Consider the following 24,598-nt stretch of genomic DNA (forward strand, 5'->3'; position numbering starts at 1 on the left):
CCATGAATCGTTCGTACCGTTTGCCGACCGCCGTCATCCTGCTCTCGCTGCTCGTGCAGGTGACCGCATGCCAGCCGGACTCAGCGCCCGAGCCGGTCGAGCCGTCCCCGGCTCAGCCCTCTCCGGCACAACCCTCCCCGACCCAGCCTACCGACACCCCGGAGGTCCAAACCTCCCCCTTCTCGCTCACGTCTCCGGAGCCAGACACCAGCACGGATCCCAAACCCCCGGGGAACAACGTGTCGTGTGGAGTGCTCACCACCGGCTCCGCGCTTGGCAGCCTGGACTTCCGTTATGACGCCTACGTGGTCACGGCCCGGGAGTCCGGCTCGATGACCCTCTACTCCGACGTCATCGCGGTCAACCCGGCCGGCTATCGGTATGGCTACGGGTATCCGCTCAGCATGGCGGCCATCGAGGACGGCGTCACCCTCGCCGCCTACGGCGGCAACTACGTCCAGAACGCGCTCGAGACCGGGACAGCGATCATTCAGTACCCGGTGCTGGCGGGGCGGCAGTACATCCTGGTGTACAAGACGTTCGGCAGCTTCACGCCGCTCACGTACTGCCTCACGCTGCCCGAGGCGCTGACCCTCGAAGGTCGGATCCATGCGCTGCCGCAGCCGGTGACTGTTCCCACGAACAGCGCGGGCCTCATCACGCTGGAGAACCCGCGTCCGGACGTGCTGAACCGCTTCGTTCCCTGGCTGAGCGAGCGGGTGAAGGGAAACTAGCAGGCCGCTGTTCCGGGAATTCTAACTCCCCGAGAGGGTCTGAAGTAAAGAGCGGGCCCGGGGTCACGAATCCTGGGCCCGCCTGCTGGCTGAACCGAAGCCTGCTAGACCTCCTCGAAGCGCGTACCGGTAGCGCCCATACGCTCCAAAGCGTCCTTGATCTCCTCCGAGATCAGCAGCGTGCCCGACCACCCTTCAGGACGGAACACCTGGGCGTTCCCCACCTTCACCCTTTCGATGCGCATGTCCCGAACATCCCGATACTGGCCAACCCTGTCCGGTGATCCATCCTCATGGGTCCAGAGCAGGATCCTGGATGCCTTCTCATCAATGCATTGGATGAGGCGCGTGGCCACCAGGATGAGGTACTGATCCGGTTGGCCTTCGATGTCCGCGGGGATGAGCTGCACATCGCCAGGGGCACGCTCCGACAGCATGGAAGCCACCTTGACGTGGACAACGGGGATCCTCACTCCCGCCTCGCAGAAGTCCAGGGGTCTGCCCGCAATCTTGATGGGGATTCTCAACCGTCCCTCCAAGGACACGGGCGCCCCTCTCTTGAAGTCCCAGTCATGCACCTTGCGGCCCTGGCTGTCGATGGGCGTAGCCAAGTACCAGCGCTGGGGGACATAGACGTCGTCCTTGAGCTTGAAGAAGCGCTGACCCATAGGGGACATCTAGCGTGGTTTCCCCAGGGTGACGAGTTGGTTCAACTCCGTTCCGGGCATGCTCACCATCTCGCCCAGCGCTTTCTCGAACTCCTCCAGCACGGGGCTCTTGCTCAGGGCCATCGCCCACATGTAGCGGCCTTGCAGGTCCAGGTATTTCCCGGCAACGAGCGCTCCCCCCAGGCAATCGCCCTCGATTTGATGGGCGCTCCGGCACCAAGCCTTGTACCGGTTCACCAGCTTCTGCTCCTCCTCCGTCAGTGCTCCCTCCAAGGGAGCGCCCGACTCCAGTGGGATGAGTTTCCCGTCTCTGGGCAGGTACAGGTAATTGCCAAAGTGAGCGTTGAGTCGAAGGATTCTCTCCGCTGTCTCACGAGGCGAGGCGGAGAGGCGCACCTCCCGCGCCAGCCTCTGAATGACCGCTGTCACCTCCTTCGGCTGAACCTCCACCAGCTCCCGGGTTGCGGTGCGGGGAACGTGGATGAGGGTTTCTCCCCGCTCTCCGGACCCTACCCGGACGATTCGCGGAGTCCCGCTGCATCCCACCATCAGAGCAAGGACCAAGGCATTGGTCCTCCATAGAATCCGCCACAGAATCATGGGTCACCCCTCCATGCTGAGGAGCAAAGCAAGGGCGCAAGCAGCCATACCACTTCGCTTCAACCATCGGCCGGAATGGGGGATGTTCCCGGAAAGACCTGGCACACGGTCAGGCAGGGAGCACGCGGATGCGGTTCGAGGCAGTCCTTTTCGATTGTGACGGCGTCCTGGTGGACTCCGAGCCCATCACCATTGGCGTCCTGCGCGACATGTTCGAGGAGCTGGGCTGGAAGATGAGCGCCCAGGAGTGCATGGCGCTGTTCGTCGGCAAGACGGTGAAGGACGAGGCGGCCCTCATCGAGGCGCGCACCGGTGTGCCGGTAACGGATGCCTGGCTCGCTCAGTTCCGGGCGCGGCGCAACGAGGCGCTGGAGCGCAACCTGGTGGCGGTCCGCAACGTCCACGCGGCGGTGGCGTCCATCCACGCGCGGCAGCAGGGCCGCATCGCCTGCGCTTCGGGCGCGGACCGCCTCAAGGTCGAGCTGCAGCTGCGCAAGGTCGGCCTCATGAACTTCTTCGAAGGGCGGATCTTCAGCGGTCACGAGCTGGCGCGCTCCAAGCCCGCGCCCGATGTGTACCTGGCAGCGGCCGGCGCCCTGTCCGCGCACCCCGCGCGCTGCGCCGTCGTGGAAGACACCATCACCGGCGTGACAGCCGGCGTGGCGGCCGGTGCCACGGTGTTCGGCTACAGTCCCCCCGAGGCCGGCCATGATGCGCCCGAGGCCCTGCGCCGTGCTGGGGCGGCGCACATCTTCACCGACATGGCGCATCTGCCCGAGCTGCTCGACACCTGGCGCACCTGACAGAGCCCGTTTCTAGTTCTTCAGGCCCACTTCGAGCCCCAGGGCCTCGCTCGCGAAGCGAGCCATCCGCTCCAAGTCCGTGGGGAGCAGCCCGATCTGGTCCGCCGAACCCCCTCGGGCACGGGCTAATCCAGAGTCTCGCTCAGCCGTGCCGCGTGCATCAGAAGATAGTTCCGCTCCGATGTGCTCGTCGTGCGCTCGGCGGCGCGTCGGTAGTGCGCGATCGCGCCCGAGGAGTCGCCTGCCCGCTCCAGGAGATGGGCACGGACCGCGTCGAGGCGATGATGCCCTTCGATGCGAGGGTCCTTGGCGATCGCATCCAGGCGCTCGAGCCCTGCGGCCGGGCCTTGAACCATCGCCGTCGCGATCGCGAGGTTGAGCGTCACCATCGGATTGTCGGACATGCGCTGCAAGAGGCCGTACAGCTCCAGGATCTGCGCCCAGTCCGTGTCCTCGGCGCGTGCGGCCTCGTCATGCACCGCCGCGATCGCCGCCTGCACCTGATACGGGCCGACCGAGCCCCGCGGCAACGTGGCGGCGATGAGCGCCAGCCCCTCGGAGATCGCGTCCCGGTCCCACAGGGCGCGGTCCTGCTGGTCGAGCGGGATGAGTTCACCCGACGGTCCGGTTCGTGCGGCGCGGCGCGCGTCAGTCAGGAGCATGAGCGCGAGGAGCCCCGCGACCTCGCAGTCGTCGGGGACGAGGCGATGGAGCATGCGCGTCAGCCGGAGCGCCTCCGCCGAGAGGTCGCTGCGATGGAGTTCTGGGCCGGAGCTCGCCGTGTAGCCCTCGTTGAAGATTAGATACAGCACGTGCATCACCGCACCGAGGCGCTCGGCGCGCTCCTCGGCCGTGGGCATCCGAAAGGGCACTCCGGAGGTTTTGATGCTCTGCTTGGCGCGGCTGATCCGCTGCGCCATGGTCGCCTCCGGCACCAGGAACGCCTTGGCGATCTCGAAGGTCGTCAACCCTCCGACAGCGCGGAGTGTGAGCGCGATAGCGGACGCGGACGAGAGCGCCGGGTGGCAACACATGAAGAGGAGATCCAGGGTGTCGTCCCGCTCCGTCGTGCCCTCATCGGCGGCGAGGGCGATCTGCTCCTCCACGGGCACCAGGCTGACCACGATCGCCTCTCGGTGGCGACGGGCGGCCTCGGCACGAACATGGTCCGTGATGCGTCGCGACGCGACCTGGATCAACCAGGCGCGCGGGTTCTCGGGCAGCCCCCCACTCGGCCACTGCATCGCCGCGGCGATGAGAGCTTCCTGAACCGCGTCCTCCGAAGCGGCGAAGTCGCGGTACCGTCGAATGACGGCACCCAACACCTGGGGCGCAAGGTCACGCAACAGGTGCTGGGTACGGGTGTCCAGTGCAGGGGGCATCAGAGCAGGTCTTTGGGCGGCCCGCTCATCACCTGCCGCACCTCGATCGCCATGTTGAGAGGCGCACCCCCGGGCCCGGGGGCGGCGGAGGCCTGCGCGGCGATCTCATAGGCACGCTCGGGGCTCTCGACGTCGACGATCCAGTAGCCCGCGAGGAACTCCTTCGACTCGGGGAACACGCCGTCCGTGATCGGCTTGCCATCCTTGCCGGCGCGCACGCGCTTGGCCTGGTCAGGGCCGGCCAGGCCCTCGGCGGACACGAGCTCGCCCGACTCCCCGAGCTTCTTCGCGAAACTGATCATGAACCCGATGTGCGCCTGGAGGTCCTGCTTCGGCCACTGGGCGATCTGGTACGGGCCACCACTGGGGGTGTTCATCATCAGCATGTACTTCATGGTCGACTCCTGGGTGTACGGGCGCCCCTCCCTGGAGCGCGCGTTCACCCAGGAGTCGGAGCCGAACGGCGGTTCTCTACATCGGCGACGCATTTCTTCGACATTTTTCCGGGTCGCCGTAAGCACCTGAAAAGACTGGGCTCGCAAGGAGCCGGGCGAGCCGTCAGCCCACGAACCGGAACTGGATTTCGCGGCCCGCGTCGAGCTCCCGCTGCACGGGGACGGTGATGTCCTCCTTGGTGATGAACGTCTTGCCCCGGGCCAGGTTCTTGTTCGCCGTGAACGCCTTGTCGGTGCTGCCGCCCTGCACGTAGCACTGGAAGTCTTCCGGTTTGCCAATGGCCGCGGGGCAGATGATGCACGCGTACACATCGCTCAGGGTCGCGAGCGGCTTCTGCTTGGTGTCGATCCAATAGCGGAAGTACTTGTGGACGTAGTCGAGCTGAGCGACCTCGCTCAGCCCCTTGAGCACGTCCACCGTCGTCCCGAGCGTCTTCGCGGCGGTGGGGGTGAATTGGATCAACCCGTAGGCCGCATGCCCTGCCCGGTTCTTGGTGCTGGCACTGAACTCCCGCCCCGTCTCGAAGGCCATGCAGGCCATGAGGTGCTGGGCATTCACCTTGAGGTCCGCGCAGATGGAGAACACCTTCTGCCGGAACTCCCGCGGCACCAGCTTCCCGAAGATGAGCGCGCCCGCCACCGCGTTCGGTGAGTTTCCGAGCTCGATGCTCACCGGGGGAACGTCCGTGTTCAGGACCTTGCCCTGGTTGTCCACCACGCAGGCTTCCAACCGGAACTTGCCCTTGCCCTTTCCGTTCAGCAGGGGTTCGAGCTCCTCGACGACGAGCGGGTCGGTGATGCGGGCCTGGAGCAAGCCCTGCGAGTCACACTGTCCCCCCTCTCCCTTCAGGAGGTCATACCGGAACTTCACCCGTGGCATGGGGATGGGGTCTGGGAGATCCGAGGCGATCTCCTGGATGCGGAAGGCGAGCGTGGCACCGCTCTTCCCGGTGGGGATGTGGCGAGCCCTGGCCTGCACCTTGAGGTACGACGTCGCGTCGGTGAGCTTCACGGCCTTCACCGTCACGTCACTCAGGCGGGGTGTCCCCTCGTAGGCCAGGGTGCCTGGCGGCGGCGCGGCGACGCTCTCTCCCCACAGCTTCGCGTTGGGATTGCTCACCTTTGCCTGGAGCTTCACCTTCTGGCCGTGGATGCGCTTGTCATCCAGCGGGACGAGCGCCTCATACAGCCGGGGATTCTCCGCCGTGGGTTTGGCGTCGAGCTTCATCACCTCGCTCTTGCCCGTCGCGTCCTGGACGGAGAAGACGGGCGAGGCATCCTTCCAGTAGACGGGCTCGCCGACGACCTTGAAGCTCACCAGCAGGTTCTTCTCGCGCGTGCCCGCCGTGATGGCGCCAAAGTGCGGCAGCCGCTGCGGCCGGAGCTTCAGCTCCGAGGAGGCCACGGCGGTCGCCAGCTCCTTGGGCGTCTTGAGCTGCTTGCTCTGCCCGGGGCCACCCTTCTTCTTCTGCGGCTCGAGCCACAGCTCGTCATCGTCGAAGGGCAGGAACTGCGCCGCGTCGAACTTCATCACGGTGCTGATGGGCACGTAGTTCTCGGTCCCGGACAGGCTCCTGGGGATCCGCAGCATGCCGAAGAAGTGGCTCTCGCCCGTCAGCACATCGTAGTCGGCCAGATCGAAGAAGAACTCCATGCTGGAGCTGAGCGCCTCGGCCGGCCGGGTGACCGGATTCATGACGTGCAGTTGCTCGAGGATGGGATCCTGCAGCCAGGCATCATGCCGCCAGAGGCTCAGTTCGAGCGGCAGCTTGTAGCCCGGGTCGATGTTGTCGAGCTCCGCGGTCATCCGGCCGAACTCCACGCTGAAGCTCTTGAGGACCGGCTTGGGGAACCTCAGAGCGGAGGGCCTGTCCCACAGGAGGTAGCGCACCTCCTGGCCACTCTGCTCATCGAAGGCCTCGAGCACGAAGTCGTACGCGTACTGATCCGCGTTCGTCTCCAGGTAGGTGAGCAGCTTGGCGCCATCGCTCTCGGCACAGCCGGTGCGCCAGGTGCGCGTCTCGCCTTCTTGCTGGGTCCACTCGAAGACGGAGTACGGCGTGGCGCGCCGGGCCTTGGGAGACGGCGTGTGGAACACGGACAGGCGCAGCTTCACCGTCTTGAAGAACGGGGCAATGCGCGGCTCGAACTTGACGAGCTTGCCCAGGTGGACCTTCTGCCCCGCATCGGCGCCCAGGATGTCCAGCGGGTTGTCGAAGGAGATCACCCCGGAGAGCTTGCAGGCCTCGGCGAAGGGAAAGTCCGGCACGACGCTCAGCTCCGCCGTGCCCTTGCCGATGAAGCCGGCCTCCAGCGCATCGACCACCGCGGCGATGCCGCAGCTCTCGCCCTGGATGTTCATGGCGGCCCCGACCTCGCAGGTGCGCTCGATGCCCTGGGACTTCGCCTTGATCAGCACCCGGCACTGGGGGGCCTCGCCACCTCCGGGGGGGCTCAGGTTCTTCTGCTTGCCCTTGATCAGGAGGGTGTACTTGCGCCCATCCTGGATGCAGCGGTCCAGCGAGAGTTCGAGCGTGATGGGAGGCACGGCGACGAGGCGGATGACGCCCTCGAAGCCCGGTTCGATCTTCAGCTCCACCTTCTTGCTGGCTGTCATGTGTGGCCCGCCGTGTCGGTGGACGACTCGAGAGGAGGATTGCTGAGCCGGGTGCCGACGCTCTCGTCACGGGGCGGCTCCTGCTTGGGCTCGGTGGGCAACAGCTCCTCGGGGATGTCGAGCGCCTGTTCCTTGCCGCAAGCGCCCTTGAGCGCTGAATCCGTGGGGACGACGCGCACCTTGCACTTCTTGCCACCGGCCCGCCGGAGCGCATCCGCCACGTCGCGCAGCTCCACCTCCGCGCGCAGGACGCCATCCTGCTCGATGGCCCCGACGAGGCCCTTGCGCGGCTGCTTGTAGCGGAGGCTGGTGGGCGCGAGCTTCAGCACCTCGGAGCCGGGCTTCTTCGGGTTGACGGGCGCTTCGGGGTTGAAGAACTCCAGCTTGAACGTCTGGGCGAGGGTGACGGCCTGCGTGGTGAGCTCGATCAGCCGGGTGTACTCCTCGCCCGCCTTCGGCTTGATCTCCAGGCTCGCGGAGGGCCGCACGTCGTAGGCGATGGTCTCCGAGTTGGCGACGTCGATCTTCTCGAGTTCGAAGGGCACCGCCTTCTTCCGAGCCTCGGCCATGATGGCGAGCGTCGCGCCCTTCACCTGGGAGAACTCCACGTCTCGTACGGCACGCAGCGGCTCGCCTTTGGCGGCGACGATCTTACAAGGGTTGTTCTTGATCGAATCGAGCGAGCCCTTGCCGACGTTGAGGACCGGTGTCGCGGCGTTCCAGAAGCTCCAATCCGCGCCGACGAGCTCCACGCTGAGCTTGATGCCCGTGGTGGTGAGCCGCCAGGTGGGCTTGCCGAAGCCGGGCTTGTGCAGCACCTCCGCGCCCGCGGTGGACCACTGCTCCAGATACCCGGCCTGGGCCAGGCTCTTCAGCTCCGCCAGCTTCACCTGGGTGGGCTTCGAGCCCACGGTGTCAGCCGGCAACAACCGCTTGTCCAACGCGCCGCCACCGTTGGGGAAGAAGCAGCCGAGCTGCACGGCGAGCTGCTGCCCCGGCGCCAGGTTCTTGCGGAGCTCCGAGAAGGCGGCGCTCGGATTGAACTCGATCACCACCTCCCCGGCGTTCTTGCTCTGCTCGGGCGGTGCCACCTTGATCCGAATCGCCCCCTTGGCCTCCTCCTCCGTGGAGTCGATCCAACCGGTCCCCATCACCTTGTCCACAGCGGTCTTGAGCCTGGCCGCATCGGTCCCCTTGAGCAGCAGGGAGAGGCCGTTCTCGGAGAGCGCGGACAGCGTCAGGCGCTGGCGCGACGAGTACTCGTCCTGGACACGCTCCACGGCCTCGACGAGTTCCCAGGCCAGCTTCGGAACGGAGCCCGCGGCGGCAGGCGGGGCGTTCGGCCCCGGCTTCTTCACCGCGTCCAGGAACGCTTTGTACGTGAAGTGCTGCGTGATGTAGGTGCTCACATCCTTGACGGTGCCCTGCTGGACGAACCCGTCGATGATGGCGAAGCCGGCCTGCTCGTTGAACGCGGTGTCCTCGCGCGCCTCGATGGGAATGGCCATCTCGAGCGTGTACTGGCTCGTCTCCTTGGGAATCTCCGCCTTGGCGTCGCCCTGCCATCCCCGGAGGGTGATCCACCCTCGGAGGAACCTGGGGCAGTTGCGCCGGAAGGCGACGCGCCACGTGCGCTTGCCGTCCGGGAGCTTGACCGGCCCCAGGGGATCCTCGGCGGACTGCGTATCGCTCTCGGTCTGGTCGCTCGGGGCCTTGAGGAGCGTGGGACGCAGGCCCTCCACCGCCAGCGAGCCCAGCGCGTCCCCGCCGGGTTTGTCGAGCACCCACTTGCCCCAGGCCGGGAACTCCACGGGCTGGACGAACAGGCCCTCGACGAACTTCCCGTCTCCCAGCGTGAGCGGCACCGCGCCGCTCATCTTGAGGGCCACGGGCTCACCGCCATTGCCTCGCTGAACGGCACAGGCGGTGATGTGCTCGCCCATCCGCAGCGGCGCATGCTTCGCGCGCGCGGGCAGCCAGCCACAGGCGGCCACCTTCTTCATGTCCTCCGAGCGCCACACCGGCTTGTCCGTGAAGCGGATGAAGGAGTGGCGCCCCAGCAGCATCAGCACCCAGGCGACGGTGACCGGGTTGGCATGGTCGAGGAAGGTATCGTCGGGCAGTTGCTCGTCATTCGAGGGGGAACCGGCGAAGAGCGGCTCGCCCTGCTCCTCGGGACCCAGCACCGCCTTCTCGCTCGAGTGTCCCCACCAGGCGACGGACTTCGCGAGCTCCTGGATGTCCTGCTCCGTCTTCTTCGGGTCCGCGTTGTCGAGCAACCGGTCGCCGATCTGCAGCTTGCCGCGCATCGCGAGGTGCGCCTTGAGCTGCTCGGCGATGCCCTTCTCGCTCCAGTCGTTGACGTGCCGGAGGATGACATTGCGCCAGCGCACGGAGGCCAGGTTCCGGAAGTGCTTCACGTCCTTCGTGAGCGCATCGGGATCCGAGCCGCCGCCCGGCTGGATGAAGAAGCCCTCGGGCTCCACGCAGATCTTCTTGGCCTTCGCGGGCACCCGGATGCGGACACTGGCCTGCTTCCCGTCATAGGGGACGACCTGCTCCGCTCCTCCGGGCTCGAAGGTGAACTTGAGCTTGTAGCTGCCCGGGGGCATGCAGTTCTTGAAGTTCTCGAGGGAGACCTCGGCCGGGTAGTCGGGCTCGGTCGAACTCGGCTCCTCCTCCTCGGCGAAGGCCAGGCCCTTGGGCGAGGACAACAGGCGCTGGAGCACTCTGGCGTCGTAGGACGTCTGGAAGCTCTTGAGGGCCTGACGCTCCTGCTCTCCCAGGTGCTTCGAGGCGGGGGCCAGCTTCAACAGCTCATCCAGCTCGCCTTCCTTCCCGGAGACCGCGGGCGGGTCGAAGACGTTGTTGGGCTTGTCGGTCTCCTCGTAGAACTTGAAGAAGCCCCGGCCCAGCTTCAGCTTGTCCTCGGCGAACTCGAGGAACTCCTTGAGCTGGCCCGTGGAGCTGGGGGCAAAGACCTCCCAGTGGAGGAAGCCCTCACCGTCGCGGCTCTTCGAGTCGATGTAGCCGAGCAGCTCGCCCGCCCGCACCTTCAGGTAGGGATGGGGGATGGTGACGATCTCTCCGTTGCGAAGGGCGTCGTGGAGTTCCTTCAGGTCCTGGTCTGGCTTCTTCCAGACCGCCCGAATGAGGTCCTCCTTCGGCGCACCGAGATCGAGGCTCTGCGGCAGCCCGAGTCCCGCGCCCATGGTGTTCAGCTTGCCGCCCCGGAGCTGCGCCAGCTCACCCGGTCCGTTCTGTCCCTCGGGAGCGCCCTGGAGCCACTTCACCTGCTGATAGGAGGGGTGCTGGGGATCGACCACGGCGACGCAGCCATCGCGCCGCGCGAGCGTCTTGAGCCACGCGACGTCCTGGTACGTCGTCACATCGTTCCAGTCCGGCGGCACCAGATGCATGTAGAGGCTGTAGAAGCAGAAGCGCTCCGGCTCGGAGCCGCCCGCCCCCCCCGCCTTCTTCGGGATGAACTCCTCGACGTCGTGCCGCACGAGGATGAAGGAGTTGTGATTGCCGGCGAGCTCCTGGGCCAGGGTGTTCGACTGGACGCCCGGGTTCTCCTCGTCCTTCTTGGCGTCCTTGTCCCCGGGCGGCGTGGGGAGCGCCTTCACCATGCGGACGGCCACGACGTAGCCCGGCGCGAAGCATCGCACGGCCTTGCCCGCTGGCGCGAACCGGGAGCTCTCCAGATGGATGCCGGAGTGGAGGTTGCGCTGGCTGCCGATGGGGAAGAGTCCCGCGCCGGCGCTCTCCGTGTGGATGTAGACGTTGGACGGGCGGAAGCGCTCCTTCTTGTCATCGAAGGGGAAGGCCACCGAGCGCATGACGTTGGTGTAGAGCAGCTCGGGAGGGACCGGCGTCCAGCGGTGCGAGTAGAGGAAGGTGCCGCCCTTCCGGTCGCTCTCGCAGTAGTCCATGTACAGGTCGCCACGCACGGTGCTGAGGCGGTTGTCCTCGAAGAGCTTCCGGGCCCGGATCATCACCAGCGAGCCCTTGGCGTTGTCCCAGGCCCCGGGAATCACCCGGATCAGATCATGAGTACCACTGAGGGACTTGAGCCCCGCCAGGTCCGTGGGCTCCTTGGGCAGGGGCGGGGTGAGCATGCCCGAGCTGATCTTGTTGGCCTGGGTGGCCGGATCGGCGACGACGAGCCAGAGGTGCCGGCCCGTGTCATCGGTCACATAGGCATAGCCCACGATGAGGATGAGGTGGACCGGCGCGCCGAGGGTGAGCGAGAAGCCCGAGTAGAGGATGACCGGATTGTTGGAGGTGAGCGCCTGGAGGATGGTCTCCAGCCTCGAGGCGATGTGCTGGGGACTGCTCGCGATCTCCGCCGCCCGTGCCTGCCGGTTGGGCTCGTCGTAGGGAAGGAGGACTCCGGGGCGGAACCCCAGCACCTCGCCGGTATGGAGTGCGCCCTTTTCGACCGCGGCGTCGAAGTCCGCCGGTGGCTGGGCCACGAAGCCGTCTCCCCCGTCCTTGGTGGTGCCATAGACGGAGTAGCCCGAGACGTTGCTGGTGGCCGAACCTTTCACGGGAACGGTGTGAAAAGCCCGCTGCCCTCCCGGGTAGCGCAGATCGACGAAGTTCCCCGGGGTGCCGCCATTCCAGTGGGTGATGAACTTCGACTCCGCCCCGCCCTGCACGAGCTGGTAGTAGTTGAACGCCATCGACGAGGAGGTGCGTCCACACCAGTCCTGCGGTCCTCCGGGGTAGTGCTGCCCCAGGAGGGGGACCTTGAGGATGTGATACTCGTCCAGCGAAGCCAGCAGCTCGTCGGGGAGCTCGTACTTCCAGTCGGGCCAGTACCGGGTTGTCTTCTCCATGGTGCGTGTCCAGCCGCTCTAGGGTCCGCCCTCGACACAAGGCTTGTGCTGCTCCGGATACCTCTGGATATCGTACGAGTAGAGCGTCTCTCCCGAGGAAGCCTGGTCGCTCTCCGGCGCGGGGAGCTTGAAGACCTCGACCTTGCCGTCATCGAGCGTCAGCTCGAGCGCGTTGTCCCGCTTGGAGACCGAAGAGATCTGCCGCACGAGCCCGCCATCCGACTGGGTGCTCTCGATCCGGAAGAGCCAGCGCCCGTGCATGTCGGGAACGAACCGCACCTGGAACGGTCTCTTCGAGCAGTCGCTCCAGTGCATGTAGGTGAGGCCACCCGCTCCCTTGATCAGCTCGCCCCACACCTTGGGGGTCTCTTGCAGGAGGGTCTGAGAACTCTCGTCGAGGACGTACTGCCCCAACGTCGGGAGGCGATCGTCGTCCGCTGTCGGGGTGATGCCCGCGAAGAGCGCCTTCTCCATCACGGGAGTCGTGGCGAAGCGGGTCCGCTCGAACACCTCGCCCGTCAGGGTCTCGCTCTTCTTGTTGTAGCGATAGTTGCCCCGGTAGACGGCCACGTTCTCGCCGCTGCCGATGGCGGTGACGAAGAGGTTCTTCCGGGCCTCGACCCGAACCTTGACGTTGCGCAGCTCCCGGGCGCTACAAGCCTTGACGCAAGCGAGCGCATCTCCCTTGCTGCAGTAACACGTGAACTCGCGCTTCATCGCGGGCTTCTGGGTCGCCGCGGTGAGCTGGAGGTTTCGCTCGAAGAAGAGCGTCCCCAACTGCTTCTGTAGCGCGGCGTCCTCCGGCGCGAGGCTCGCGGCCCGGAGCGCACTGTCCAGGCGCTGCTCGAGCTTCAGCTTGGGGTTCTTCGCCTCGGCCTTGAGCTTCTCGAGGGACGGCTTCTGGGGTCCCAGCAGGGAGGCCGAGGCGTAGCCCTCCTTCTCCCCGCAGCGCACCTTCAGCCACTCCGCCGGGAGCTTCTCGGAGACGAGGCACTCGGTCCCAATCGGCAGCTTCTCCAGCGCCTCCGCATCCTTGGTGGGCTCCTTGCGCAGGTTGATGGAAGAGCCCTGCACGTAGACCCGTTGCTCCACGGGGGCGCCGCTCGCGACCGCCGTGAGCAGGAGGGAGATCAGCAGTGTTTGCATCAGCAGGCCATGACTCAGCGAAAGTTGAACTCGTTCCAGCGGCTACACCCCCCTCCGACGACCCTCCCCGCAGGCTCATTCACACCGGAGCGAGTGTCCTACTGTGCCACACGGGGCTCACTGCTCCCAAGCGAGGTGGAGCCGTGCCGCGGCAGCGGCCCTGATGAAGCTATGCCGAGAACCGGAAGACCGGCGGCGCGGGCACCTTGGCCACGCGCAGCACCTGGCGCGGCCCCGAGGCCGCCAGGCTCAGCTCCATCGGACGGGCGATGTAGAGGATGCCGGGGTTGTCGTGGCGGGTGAGCACGAACTTGCCGCTGGCATCCGTCTCCCTGCAGCCCACGTCGAGGAAGAGGCGCTTCTGGATCTCCTTGGGAGCGGTCGTCCCCCAGTTGAACTGGGTGAGCTCGTTCACCGAGAGGCCGTTGGCCTCCGCGACGCTCTCCAGCGTCTCGCCGTCGGAGACCTTGTACTTCACGAGCCGCGCCAGGAAGCGCCCCGAGGCTTTCTTGCGGCCCTCCTGTGGCAGTGACGTACCGGCACCGGACTTCACGAACGCCAGCGTCTCATCCAGCGTCGCCCCGTCGATCACCGACTTCACCTCGATGAGCCCGGGAGAGACATTCGAGGCACGAACGGTGCCCGAGCCATCCGAGGAGGCCTGCTGCGTGCCACCGCCCGGCAGCTTGAGCTTCAGCTTGATGCCGGAGATGGGCTCGTCGGTGACATCGTCGACGATCTGCAGAGTGAAGGAGAACTTCTCCTCTACCGGGGGAGGAAAGAACGTCTCCTCCTTCTTGGTGGAGCCCAGGACGCGGCCCAACGACACCACCGGAACCTCCGCCAGCCGCAAGCGGCCTTCCACCAACTGCGTGGCGACCCGCCGCACGAGCTCGTCCACGGAGGCCGTGCCGAAGGCCATCGACGAGGCATCGCCGTAGTTCAGCTCGCGCAGCACCTGCAGGTTGGAGTGGTCCTGCGACAGGTGGCGCAACCACCCCTGCACCCGGGACAGGTCCGTGTGTACGACGGGCTTGTGCCGCTCGGGGATCGGCTCGTGGAACTTCAGCAGCACGTAGTCGCGAAACCCGTCGCGCAGGCGATAGCTGAAGGAGTGGGAGGCCGCTGCCTTGACCTTGCGTGCTTCGGACACCATCGCGCATGACCTGAACACAGGCTCAGCGAGAGCGTCAATCCGGGCTCTCCTCAGGGCGCAACCCTGGGGAGGTGTAACCAAACCTCCCCTCCCTGGATAAGATGCACCCCATGCGCGGTGAGCTTGCATTGGGGACGAAGATCCTCGCGGCAGTGGGGGCAGCCAGTGCGGTGGCCTTCCTCCTCGCGCTGGATCTGGAGCGCTATGAGTTCCGCTTGGTCGCCAAGGCGCTGCCCATGCTCTGCCTGATCCTGTGGATGTGGCCGCCCCGGGAGCGCTACTCGCGGTGGATCTTCGCCGGGCTGGTGCTCTCGCTGCTCGGTGACGTCCTGTTGGAGGTGGGGCCGGAGCTGTTCCTCCCGGGCCTGGGTGCCTTCCTCCTGGCCCATGTGAGCTATGCCGCCGCGTACCTCACCGTGACGCGAAGCCCCAGCGTGACGAGGGCGCTTCCCTTCGTGCTCCTGGGCGTGAGCGCCAGCGTGTTCCTGTGGCCGGGCCTTGGGAGCATGGCGCTACCCGTGACGGCATACATCGCCGTCATCTGCACGATGACGTGGCGCTCGGCCGCCATGGTGGGCAGCCAGGGGCTGGCGCGGCGTGAGCAGTGGATCGCGCTCGTGGGCGCACTGCTGTTCGCCGCCAGTGATGGGTTGCTCTCCATCAAGCTCTTCGTGCGTCCCCTCCCCGGCGCGGGCTACGCCATCATGCTGCTGTACTGGGCCGCACAGCTCTGCATCGCCCTCTCGGCTCGCGGGCCTCGGCATGAGGCTCCGGGCAGGCCAGCGCCAGCACAGCCAGGCGTTGCATAGGCGGACTCGGTAGAGTGGCCACACCATGGCTCTCTCCCTTCCCTCGAAGCCCCGCACCCTCCTGTGTTGGCGTTTGGGTGCATGGGCGCTGCTCACGGTCCTGTGTCCCCTCCCCGCGTCGGCGCAAGGCACTGCTCCCGGTGCGTTCTCGATCGAAGCCCCAAAACATGTCATCCGTGTCGAGAGCTCGGCCAGCTCCGTTCCCCTCGACACGTCCGCCCACCATCGGATCTTCGAGCCTTCGCCGCCTCCGGGGGCGGCCCCCCTGTTCTACTGGTCGGGGGACTCTTTCGAGGGCCCCGACAGCGGAGTGGGAACACTGTCGGCCACCCCCACCATGCTGCTGGCCAAGTCGGTCAGGTTCTTCACTCTGGAGCCCCCTCCGCCCGGCACTCCACCTCGCGTGGTGGTCGTCGAGAACACTCACACCGAGAAGCGCACCGAGTTCAAGGTGCCCCGAACGGCCGTGGCGTCGCTCAAGGAGGCCTTCACGGTCAGCAAGCTCGACGCGGCGACGACCTATCAACTGTCCCTGTCCTCCGAGGGCCGCTATGCCTGGATGCGGCAGGAGAACCGGATGGCCGACGAGATCAAGACGATCGTCTGCGTCAAGCGCCTCCCTTCGAAGAAGGCCTCCGCGGTCCAAGCCGCCGAACCCCGCTACGTCCTGCTCCGGGAAGGAACGCCCCAGTCCCTCTCGGGCATCTCCGCCCTGGCGTGCGGATTCGTTGATGACTCTCCGAAGGACAACGTCGGGAGCCTGGTGCTCCGGGTGATTCCTTCGGGCCAGGATCCGTCCTCATTCACGACCCCTCCCAGCCCGGACGATGCCCCGCCCAAGAGCGCTTTCCAGGAGTCGCCCGCGGAGATGTACCACCAGGGCAAGCTGCTCACCGCCGCCAAGCAGTTCGACGAGGCGCTCCAGATCGGACAGCAATGCGTCCAACAAGCTCCACGCTTCGCCGAATGCCATCTGCTCCTGGGGGCCAGCTACATCCGACTGGGTCATCCCGAGGAAGGAGCCAGCGCCTACCGGAAGTTCCTGGAGCTTGCTCCTGATCACTCCATCGCGCCCAAGATCCGGCAGACGTTGGAGGACTTCGACAAGTCAAAGGCTCCCTAGGCGCCCGGACATAGATATTGTCCACCCCCAGCATGGGACGGTCATGCGGCTCACTGGCTTGGCCTCTGGCGTCCTGGACTCTCTCTGACGTGCCGTCGCAGGGACCGAACTCGCCGGCCGCCTGTTCGGAAATGTCGGGGGTTTTGGACGCAAAAGTCCCGACATTTCCGAACAGTCACGCGGGTAGGGCAGCCGCGTAGCCCTACCTCGTCTGCTGCCGCCGGAAGGTAGCTCGGCTTCTCTGCAGCGGACTCGGCACAGGATGCAGGGGCAAGACGCCTGCCTCCCTGCTCCTGCTCAACACCCTCTCAGGCTGGGCGGGCCGCGCTGCTATCCATCTATGGCTTGTCCGAAGAGGGCTGCCGAGGTGAATCGTAGGAGGGGTAGTAGCAACGACTTTCCCATTTGTACTCGTCCTTCTCGCACGGTGGAGCCACAGGGATCCAACATCCCCCTTTGATGGCAACCTCTCGTGGGTGCCGACATTTGCCGGAGTCGTCTGGACGCCTCTGGCCGGGGAAAGGACGTTTCGGGATATCCAAGGTGATGCCATAGCTTCCCTGCGGCAGAGCGATCGTTCTGGCAGGCGCGGTGAGGATCTCCGACCCCAGGCCCACGATGCCGCCATCCTTCGAGCCCGCATCTGCGGCGTGAGTCTGAGCGACAACGAGCCATTCCCCCACAGGACCGTGCGCCGTCCGCCGGGTGCTCAGCACCATGAGGAGGCACATGGCGACCAAGGCAAGCAGCAGGCGGCAGCTTAGGGACTTCATGCGAGGTGCTTCCCCTTCCGTGAGCGACCTGGCGCGGGCCGGCTCAGACTCCCACTGCGCTGAATCGGCTCTCTCTTCTTCCGTTTCTCGCTTCGCGGCCGCTTGAACCGTGCCCACGGGGAGAGAAGAGGGATGTGCCTCGGTGCTATCCATCGGATGCCTCGTGGGAGGGAAAGAGGAGTTCCTTCAAGCCGCCCCAAATCCTACCCGATGAGTAGACAGGATCCTCTTCGCGATGAGCGAGGTGGAGCAGCCCATTTTCATCATCGCGCAGCACACCCGCTTCCTCCCGGAGGCGGAGCGCTCCGCCGACGTCATCGCCCGCGCCAGCAAGCGCTTCAAGGCCGTGGCCGCGGTGCTCGAGGAGCGCCTGAAGGGCCGCGACTTCATCGTCGGCAACACGTTCTCCGCGGCCGATGTGGTGCTGGGGGGCGTGCTCTTCTTCGCCACCAGGATGGGGCAGCTCGGCGACGACACGCCCTCCCTGAAGACCTACCACGACCGCTTGATGGCGCGTCCGGCCGCGAAGAAGGGCTACGCCGCATAGGCTGCTCCTTCCCTGGAGTGACGTGCGGAATCCGCAGCCCGTGCTGCGGATTTCGCCGTTTCCCCTGGAGGCCCTTCCCTCCTCGCGCGTGCAACCCCCGGAGAACGTGAGCCCTGGCTGTCGGAACGATCCTTGCTCATGACAGGGCCGTACCGGCTCCGGCCCGAGCCACCTCCCTCGGTTGGGGGACACGACATGCAGACGCGCGCCCCCTCTCCCCTTCGCGGTCCACCGCCGCTCCTCCGCTCGCTCTCGGAGCAGGGACAGGGTGCGCGCTCCGAGCGTGATACGATGGCTCACATGCGCGCCGGAGATCCCGTCCGCCTCATGCGATGGTCTCGGTGGGGCATCCTGACCACCGCCGTCCTCATGGGCAGCGGGATGATGGTCTCCGCGTGGACGAGCCACTCGCGCCTCCAGGGCATCTCCGAGACCCTCACCTACGGCCAAGGGCAGATCCTCCTCGCGGCGGTGCATCAGTCCTTGAACTCCCTCGGCCGCCGCCCCGAGCCCGAGGACCTCGACCGCACCCTCGCGTCCTTTCAGTCCCAGGGGATGCGGTATCTGGCCCTGCCCTTTCATTTCCAGCACGAGGCAGGCACCGCCATGGGAGGCGCTCCCGTGGTGGAACCTGTCCTCCCAGGCGCGCCGCCCCAACTGCTCATCAAGGAGCTGGGCGAGCGCATCCGGCTGATCTGGCGAGCCCCGGCTCCCCGGCTCGCCCCTCCTCGTGGCATGGGGCCCGGAGCCGGCCCCCCTCCTCCTGGAGCACCGCCGCGCCCTCCTGGAGGCCCGCAGCGTCCCGGCGATGAGCCCCCTATGGGAGCGGGAGCGCGCCAGCCGCGCGATGCCCCGATGGTCATCGAGTTCGAGCCCGTGGCCGCCCGAGAGCTCGTGGCCAGCTCTCGCCGCTCGCTGCTCATCAGCGGCGTGGTCTCCCTGACACTGCTCCTGGCGGCTCTCGCCATGTTCCGCTGGCTGAAGGGACGCGAGGCGCTCCAGCATCAGTTGGAGCGCGAGCGGCATCTGGCGACGCTGGGAGAGATGTCGGCGGTGCTCGCGCACGAGCTGCGCAACCCCCTGGCCTCGCTCAAGGGCCACGCGCAGCTGCTCGCCGAGGCCCTGCCCGAAGGCCGCTCTCGCACCAAGGCCGAACGCGTGGTGAAGGAGGCGCTCCGGATGGAGGACCTCACCACCAGCCTGCTCGCCTTCGTGCGCACGGGTAGCATCCAGCGACAGGAGACGGACCCGGCGGCCATCGTCCGCGCCGCGGCCGAGGAGGTGGATCCACGGCGCATCGAGCTGGATGCTGGCGGCGCGCCGGGCTCCTGGTCCCTGGACGCCGCGCGCATGCAGCAGGTGCTCAGCAACCTGCTGCGCAACGCGGTGCAGGCCTCCCCCGAGGGCGCCGCCGTGTTCGCGCGCGTGGCCACCGAGTCCGGGGCCCTGCTCTATGAGGTGCGGGACGTGGGCACGGGCATCCCCCCCGGCCTGGAGAACGTCATCTTCGAGCCCTTCCACACCCAGCGCCCCCTGGGCAACGGGCTGGGGCTGGCCGTGGCCCGGCGGGTGGTGGAGCTGCACGGCGGCAGCATCCAGGCGAGCAATCACCCCGAGGGCGGGGCCCTGTTCCGAGTACGCATTCCCGTGGCGGCCTGAGCCCCTGGCGCCGGGAGAGGAGATTCACCCGTGGGACGCATCCTGGTCGTGGACGATGAAGAGGGCGTTCGCTCCTTCCTTGCCGAGAGCCTGGAGATCGACGGCCACCATGTGGAGGAGGCGGCCAGCGGCCAGGAGGCCTTGGAGCGGCTGCGCTCGCGAGGCTTCGAGCTGGTGCTCACGGACCTGCGCATGCCAGGCATGGATGGGCTGGAGCTCCTCCAGAAGGTGCAGGCCGAGCAGCCCGAGGTGGAGTTCATCGTCCTCACGGCGCACGGCAATGTGGAGATCGCCGTGCAGGCGATGAAGCTGGGGGCGTTCGACTTCATCCAGAAGCCGGTGAGCGGCCCCACGGAGCTGCGGCTGCTGGCCAACCGCGCCCTGGAGCGGCGCCGGCTGCGCGACCACGAGGAGATGACACGCGCGTCGGCGAGCACTCCGGTGCTGAGCTACGGCGACCCGGTCATGGCGCCGGTGGTGGAAGCACTGAAGAAGGTGGCGCGCACCAACGCCACGGTGCTGCTCCTGGGCGAGAGCGGCACGGGCAAGGAGGTGGCGGCGCACGCCATCCACCGCATGAGCGAGCGCGCCCAAGGGCCCTTCGTCGCCATCAACTGCGCCACGCTGTCCGAGAGCCTCCTGGAGAGTGAGCTGTTCGGCCACGAGAAGGGAGCCTTCACCGGGGCCACGGACCGCAAGCGCGGGCGCATCGAGCTGGCCCACGGGGGCACGTTCTTCCTGGACGAGGTGGGCGAGCTCAAGCCGAGCCTCCAGGCTCGGCTGCTGCGCGTGCTCCAGGAGCGCGCCTTCGAGCGGGTGGGAGGCACCCGAACGCTCGAGGTGGATGTGCGGTGGATCGCCGCCACCCACCAGGACCTCCGCGCGCGGATCTCCTCGGGCGAGTTCCGCGAGGACCTGTACCACCGCCTCTCGGTGTTTCCGGTGCGGCTGCCTCCGCTGCGCGAGCGGACCGGCGACATCCCTGCCCTGGCCGACGTGCTGTTGCAGCGCGCCTGCCACGAGCTGAAGCGGCCGATGCTGAAGCTGTCCGAGGCGGCGCGGAAGGCGCTCCTCGGCGGCCGGTGGACGGGCAACATCCGCGAGCTGGCCAACGTGCTCGAGCGCGCCGCCATCCTCGCCGAGGGCGACACCCTCGAGCCGCACCACCTTTTAATGGAGCAGCCCGCCAAGGCTCCCGCGCCCGCGTTCGTCCAGGACGCGATGACGCTCGAGGACCTGGAGAAGCGCGCCATCGAGCGCGCCTTGGACGAGGTGCGGGGCAACCGCCGCGAGGCCGCCGAGCGGCTGGGCATCGGCGTGCGCACGCTCTACGAGAAGCTCAAGCGCTACAACCTCGGCTGAGCCCCCGCGCCTTACGCCTCCAGCAGCGAGGCCAGCACCTTGCGCACCTCGGCGGGGCCTGACACCTGGTACGTGGCGCGAGAAAGCCTGTCGCCCGCGTGGACGGAGAGGGCTCCCTCGGGCAGCGCGGCGAACAGGTCCTCATCGGTGCGGTCATCCCCGAAGGCCGCCACCAGCGTGCCCGGCGCCGCCCCCGCCAGCGCCTTCTCCACCACGCGGCCCTTGTGTACGCCGCGTGGGCGGACCTCCACCACCTTGTCCCCGGGCAGCACTTCCATATGCCCATGAGCGAAGACCTCGGCCAGCTTCAGGCGCAGCTCGCGCGCCTGCTCCGCGCCATAGCCAGGGTCCACCTGCCGGTAGTGCCAGGCGAAGGAGGCCGTCTTCTCCTCCACGAAGGAGCCCGGCACCCGCGCGGCGAACGCCTCCATGAGCGGACGCGCTTGCTCCTTCCACTCGGGCAACACTCCCTCCAGCATCCGCCAGGGCGCGCCCTGCCCGGAGCGGGACCAGAGCCCGTGCTCGGCGTGCAGACCCACCGGCAGCGCTCCCAGCCACTGCTCCAACGTCTCTTTCAGCCGCCCGCTGACGACATGCACGGCGGTGTCCGGCAGGGCCGCCAGCCGCCTCAGCAGCATGATCAACTCCGGCTCCGGCACGGCCAGCTCCGGCCGGGAGGTGACGTCCCTCAGCGTCCCGTCGTAGTCGAGCAGCAGCACCCGGGGGCGCTTCTCCTTGAGGCTCGCCACCACCTCCGCCACCCCCACGGAGCCCTTCCGAATGCTGGGGGTGGGCATGCCCTGGAGCGTGTCCAGGAAGCTTCCCACCCACCAATGCACGTCCCGCGACTTCACCTGCGCCCGCAGCGTCCGCATGCGGCGGCGGCGCGTGTCGACCGGCATCCGCAGCGCCTCCTCGATGGCGTCCGCCATGGCCTCCACGTCGTAGGGGTTGACGATGAGGGCGTCGCGCAGCTCGCTGGCCGCTCCGGCGAACTCGCTGAGGATGAGCACCCCATCCTCGTCCGGCCGGCACGCGCAGAACTCCTTGGCCACCAGGTTCATCCCGTCCCGGACGGGCGTGACGAGCATCACGTCCGCCGCGCGGTAGAGCCCCGCGAGCTGCTTCTCGTTGAAGGAGCGGTAGAGGTAGTGGATGGGCACGTTGTGGACGGTGCCGTACATGCCGTTGATGCGGCCCACCAGCTCGTCCACCTTGTCGCGGTAGGCCGCGTAGTCCTCCACCTGGGTGCGGCTCGGCACCGCCACCTGGATGAGGCGCAGGCGCCCGCGCAACGCGGGCTGGCGCTCCAGCACACGCTGCAAGGCCAACATCCTCCGGGGAATGCCCTTGGTGTAGTCCAGCCGGTCGATGCCCACCAGCAGCCGCTGGCCGGCGCTGCGCTCCTTCAGCACGCGCAGTTCCTCCAGCACGCCCGGCTCCTGGGACACCTTCTCGAAGGCCTCCGCGTCGATGCCCATGGGGAAGCCCCCCACCCGCACCGTGCGTCCCTCATAGGTGACGTTGTCCAGGTCCGTCTCCAGGCCGAGCAGCCGCAGCAGCGAGCTGGAGAAGTGGTGCGCGTAGCTCGGCGTGTGGAAGCCCACCAGGTCCGCGCCCAGCAGCCCGCGCAGCAAGTCCTCGCGGTGGGGCAGCGTGCGGAAGATCTCGCTCGAGGGAAACGGGATGTGGTGGAAGTAGCCGATGCGCGCCTCGGGCAGCCGCTTGCGCAGCAGCCCTGGCACCAGCATGAGCTGGTAGTCGTGGACCCAGATGGTGTCACCGGGCTGGTAGTGACTCGCGGCCAGCTCCGCGAAGCGCTCGTTGACCTTGGCGTACGCCTCCCAGTCGCGGTCCTGCCGAGGGATGCGGTCCAGCAGGTAGTGGCACAGCGGCCAGAGGACACGGTTGGAGTAGCCCTCGTAGAAGCGGCTGACCTCGCTGGCGCTCAGGTACAGCGGCACGCAGCGCAGCGCCGAGAGCTGGGACTCCACCTGGGTGCGTTGGGCAGCCGACAGCCGGGACACATCCCCGGGCCAGCCGATCCACACTCCGCCGGAGCGTTCGTGCGGGCGGCTCAGGCCCGTGGCGAGCCCTCCGGGGCTGCGCACCACGGAGACATGGTCCTTCTCGGCCTTGACGGTGACAGGGAGGCGATTGGAGACGAGTAGGAGTCGCGGCATAGCGACCCAGGAGTTAGTCCGTGGGACGCGCCATGGCTACCGAAGAAGCGGAAATCGTGCCCGGTGTCGAACCTTCCCGCGCCGGAGGTGCCCACCCCAGCCGGCTCAGCAGGGCCGAATCCCGGCTCGGCTTCCAGATGAAGGCGTCCAGCAGGTAGTGCGTGGCCTGGGGCAGCGCCAGCAGCGGCACCACCAGCGCCAGCAGGTCCGGGGCCAGGGTGAAGCCGCTCGCGCCGAAGAGGACGGCGCGGTCGTGCCAGACGAGCCGGTCCCACAGGAACTCCTCGGCCAGGGCGAGGGCCACCAGGAACAGGAGGAAGCCCGGCAGCCCCGTGCGCACCAGCGGGGCGAGGGGCCCATAGCCCCCTTCCGCGAACCGCCCGCGCGTGTAGCGCAGCAGGAGCGCGAAGTACGGCACGCCATGGAGCACGATGTTCATCACCGTGAAGGTGAAGTCATCCTGCGCGAGGACGATGCCGCCGAACCACGTCACCCAGGTGGCGAGCACGAGCAGCACCTTGCCCACCTGGAGCCCCTCGCCTCGCAGCACCCGCGCGCCCTGGAAGAGGACCCAGGCCCCGAGCACCAGCCCGTGGGCCACGAGCGCCAGCGTGCCCACCCAGGCGGGCAGCCCGGCGAGGAAGTCGTTCTCCACGAACCACCAGAAGGCGCGCGGCAGGTTCGCGTGCCACCAGAGGACGGGGCCCAGGGTGGCGGCGTAGATGGCGGCCGCGTCCAGGCGCCGCTCGAAATCCGAGACGCGGGCGCGGCGCGCGTAGAGGGCCACCCAGCCGTACTGCTGGCGCACGAAGTGGAGCAGCGCCACGTAGGCGAAGAGTCGCCAGAAGGTCCCCGCGGAGACGAGGTGGGCCAGGACGCCGAGCACGTAGGCGGCCAGCGGGGCGAGGATGTAGAGCGCGGGCCGCCGGCGCAGCTCCTCTCCATCGAGGTAGGTGCGGAACACCGTGGACCAGACGTGCGCCACGTCCACGCAGACGACGAGCAGCACCCAGGCCCACAGGGGCGTGTCCCCCACGGCGCCGAGCCACGGCGCGGCGAGGACCAGGGCCACGGACACGAGCGCGGCCCCCGCGAAGACGGTGAGGTCCACCCCGCGACCGAACAGCCAGCTCTGGGATGGAGCGAGAAGGCGAGGCATCCACGCCGGAACCTATCAGGCTCGGGCCAGGACGCACCCGGGCGCTAGGAGGCCCACCTGTCGCGGCCCTCCCGAAGCGGGGATAATGCCCCTGGCGCGCCTGCATGGCCGCCTGCCCCCCTCTCGAGGAGACATGGATGAAGGCAGCACGCGGCACCCTTCTGGTACTGGCTTCGGCCCTGCTGCTCTCGGCGTGTGAGTCGGAGAACCCGCTGCCGTACGCGGGGCTCTGGGAGTACAGCTCGGGCACGGTGACGGAGCTGTGCGGCAATGACCGGAACACCGTCGAGGTACGGGGCCAGGCCTTCATCGAGGCCACCGACTACGAGCTCACCCTCCAGTTCAACGGCTGCTCGGTGGTGTACGACTCGCCCGGGGTCGGCAACGTCTTCTCCACCGAAGAGCACTTCTTCTGCGAGAGCATGGGCATCGACATCGACCACAGCGAGCTGTCGCTCCAGGGCGACCACATCGACCAGCGGGAGCAGGGCCACTTCTTCGATGGCACCCGGTGTACCTACGACCTCGAAGCCACGCTCGTCCGCGTTCCCGCGACGGGCGGGCCCTGAGGGTACTGC

General features: G+C 67.5%; 17 protein-coding genes and 1 pseudogene. 8 read left to right on the forward strand and 10 right to left on the reverse strand.

All coding sequences use genetic code 11. The annotated features are described in order from the left end of the window. The first annotated feature begins 2 nt into the window (after positions 1-2). Positions 3-734 carry a hypothetical protein gene (locus tag SYV04_RS09965; RefSeq protein WP_321545441.1) on the forward strand — a complete coding sequence of 244 codons (732 nt, stop codon included), beginning with the start codon at positions 3-5 and terminating at the stop codon, positions 732-734. A gap of 104 nt (positions 735-838) precedes the next feature. On the opposite strand, the gene SYV04_RS09970 is transcribed toward SYV04_RS09965, so the two are convergent. Together SYV04_RS09970 and SYV04_RS43880 are read right to left on the reverse strand one after the other, a co-directional pair. Further along, the gene (locus SYV04_RS09970) at positions 839-1,402 is read right to left on the reverse strand and encodes an imm11 family protein (protein ID WP_321545442.1); all 564 of its coding nucleotides are present in this window, start codon (positions 1,400-1,402) and stop codon (positions 839-841) included. A 57-nt stretch (positions 1,403-1,459) separates the two neighbouring features. Continuing rightward, positions 1,460-2,002, reverse strand: a pseudogene (locus SYV04_RS43880) (AHH domain-containing protein); the annotation flags it as partial. Between the two features lie 128 nt (positions 2,003-2,130). On the opposite strand from SYV04_RS43880, the gene SYV04_RS09980 reads away from it, so the two are divergent. Then, positions 2,131-2,805, forward strand: a complete 675-nt coding sequence (locus tag SYV04_RS09980; protein ID WP_321545444.1) for an HAD family hydrolase — start codon at positions 2,131-2,133, stop codon at positions 2,803-2,805. Positions 2,806-2,930: 125 nt separating this feature from the next. On the opposite strand, the gene SYV04_RS09985 is transcribed toward SYV04_RS09980, so the two are convergent. From SYV04_RS09985 to SYV04_RS10010, 6 genes are all read right to left on the reverse strand, one after another. Then, positions 2,931-4,187 carry an RNA polymerase sigma factor gene (locus tag SYV04_RS09985; protein WP_321545445.1) on the reverse strand — a complete coding sequence of 419 codons (1,257 nt, stop codon included), beginning with the start codon at positions 4,185-4,187 and terminating at the stop codon, positions 2,931-2,933. Then, positions 4,187-4,582: a YciI family protein gene (locus SYV04_RS09990; RefSeq protein WP_321545446.1), complete on the reverse strand. Its 396-nt coding sequence runs from the start codon at positions 4,580-4,582 to the stop codon at positions 4,187-4,189. The genes SYV04_RS09985 and SYV04_RS09990 overlap by 1 nt, the downstream gene beginning before the upstream one ends. 163 nt (positions 4,583-4,745) lie before the next feature. Next, positions 4,746-7,259 (reverse strand): hypothetical protein, encoded by a 2,514-nt coding sequence (locus SYV04_RS09995; RefSeq protein ID WP_321545447.1) that lies wholly within the window; start codon positions 7,257-7,259, stop codon positions 4,746-4,748. Then, complete coding sequence (locus SYV04_RS10000; RefSeq protein WP_321545448.1) at positions 7,256-12,103, reverse strand: hypothetical protein; 4,848 nt, start codon at positions 12,101-12,103, stop codon at positions 7,256-7,258. The genes SYV04_RS09995 and SYV04_RS10000 overlap by 4 nt, the downstream gene beginning before the upstream one ends. Before the next feature lie 18 nt (positions 12,104-12,121). Continuing rightward, the gene (locus tag SYV04_RS10005) at positions 12,122-13,249 is read right to left on the reverse strand and encodes an SH3 domain-containing protein (protein ID WP_321545449.1); all 1,128 of its coding nucleotides are present in this window, start codon (positions 13,247-13,249) and stop codon (positions 12,122-12,124) included. Positions 13,250-13,418: 169 nt separating this feature from the next. Then, positions 13,419-14,405 carry an MSCRAMM family protein gene (locus tag SYV04_RS10010; RefSeq protein WP_321545450.1) on the reverse strand — a complete coding sequence of 329 codons (987 nt, stop codon included), beginning with the start codon at positions 14,403-14,405 and terminating at the stop codon, positions 13,419-13,421. A gap of 110 nt (positions 14,406-14,515) precedes the next feature. Here SYV04_RS10010 and SYV04_RS10015 point away from each other — a divergent pair, with 110 nt between their 5' ends. The 5 genes from SYV04_RS10015 to SYV04_RS10035 all read left to right on the forward strand — a co-directional run bounded on the left by SYV04_RS10015 (position 14,516) and on the right by SYV04_RS10035 (position 20,678). Continuing rightward, on the forward strand, positions 14,516-15,214 hold the full coding sequence (locus tag SYV04_RS10015; protein WP_321545451.1) for a lysoplasmalogenase: 699 nt from the start codon (positions 14,516-14,518) through the stop codon (positions 15,212-15,214). A 310-nt stretch (positions 15,215-15,524) separates the two neighbouring features. Next, the gene (locus SYV04_RS10020; protein WP_321545452.1) at positions 15,525-16,337 is read left to right on the forward strand and encodes a tetratricopeptide repeat protein; all 813 of its coding nucleotides are present in this window, start codon (positions 15,525-15,527) and stop codon (positions 16,335-16,337) included. Between the two features lie 1,008 nt (positions 16,338-17,345). After that, positions 17,346-17,657 (forward strand): glutathione binding-like protein, encoded by a 312-nt coding sequence (locus tag SYV04_RS10025; RefSeq protein ID WP_321545453.1) that lies wholly within the window; start codon positions 17,346-17,348, stop codon positions 17,655-17,657. A 327-nt stretch (positions 17,658-17,984) separates the two neighbouring features. Then, positions 17,985-19,316: a sensor histidine kinase gene (locus SYV04_RS10030; RefSeq protein ID WP_321545454.1), complete on the forward strand. Its 1,332-nt coding sequence runs from the start codon at positions 17,985-17,987 to the stop codon at positions 19,314-19,316. Between the two features lie 30 nt (positions 19,317-19,346). Next, positions 19,347-20,678 carry a sigma-54-dependent transcriptional regulator gene (locus SYV04_RS10035; protein ID WP_321545455.1) on the forward strand — a complete coding sequence of 444 codons (1,332 nt, stop codon included), beginning with the start codon at positions 19,347-19,349 and terminating at the stop codon, positions 20,676-20,678. 11 nt (positions 20,679-20,689) lie between these two features. Here the strand turns inward: SYV04_RS10035 and SYV04_RS10040 are convergent, their stop codons facing one another. Together SYV04_RS10040 and SYV04_RS10045 are read right to left on the reverse strand one after the other, a co-directional pair. Then, a complete protein-coding gene (locus SYV04_RS10040; protein ID WP_321545456.1) occupies positions 20,690-22,861 on the reverse strand; it encodes a bifunctional alpha,alpha-trehalose-phosphate synthase (UDP-forming)/trehalose-phosphatase in 2,172 nt (723 codons plus the stop codon). Positions 22,862-22,874: 13 nt separating this feature from the next. Continuing rightward, on the reverse strand, positions 22,875-24,020 hold the full coding sequence (locus SYV04_RS10045) for a hypothetical protein (protein WP_321545457.1): 1,146 nt from the start codon (positions 24,018-24,020) through the stop codon (positions 22,875-22,877). Between the two features lie 137 nt (positions 24,021-24,157). On the opposite strand from SYV04_RS10045, the gene SYV04_RS10050 reads away from it, so the two are divergent. After that, positions 24,158-24,589 carry a hypothetical protein gene (locus tag SYV04_RS10050; protein ID WP_321545458.1) on the forward strand — a complete coding sequence of 144 codons (432 nt, stop codon included), beginning with the start codon at positions 24,158-24,160 and terminating at the stop codon, positions 24,587-24,589. The last annotated feature ends 9 nt before the right edge of the window (positions 24,590-24,598 follow it).

Origin of the sequence: Hyalangium ruber (genome assembly GCF_034259325.1) — a bacterium.
GTDB classification, from domain to species: domain Bacteria; phylum Myxococcota; class Myxococcia; order Myxococcales; family Myxococcaceae; genus Hyalangium_A; species Hyalangium_A rubrum.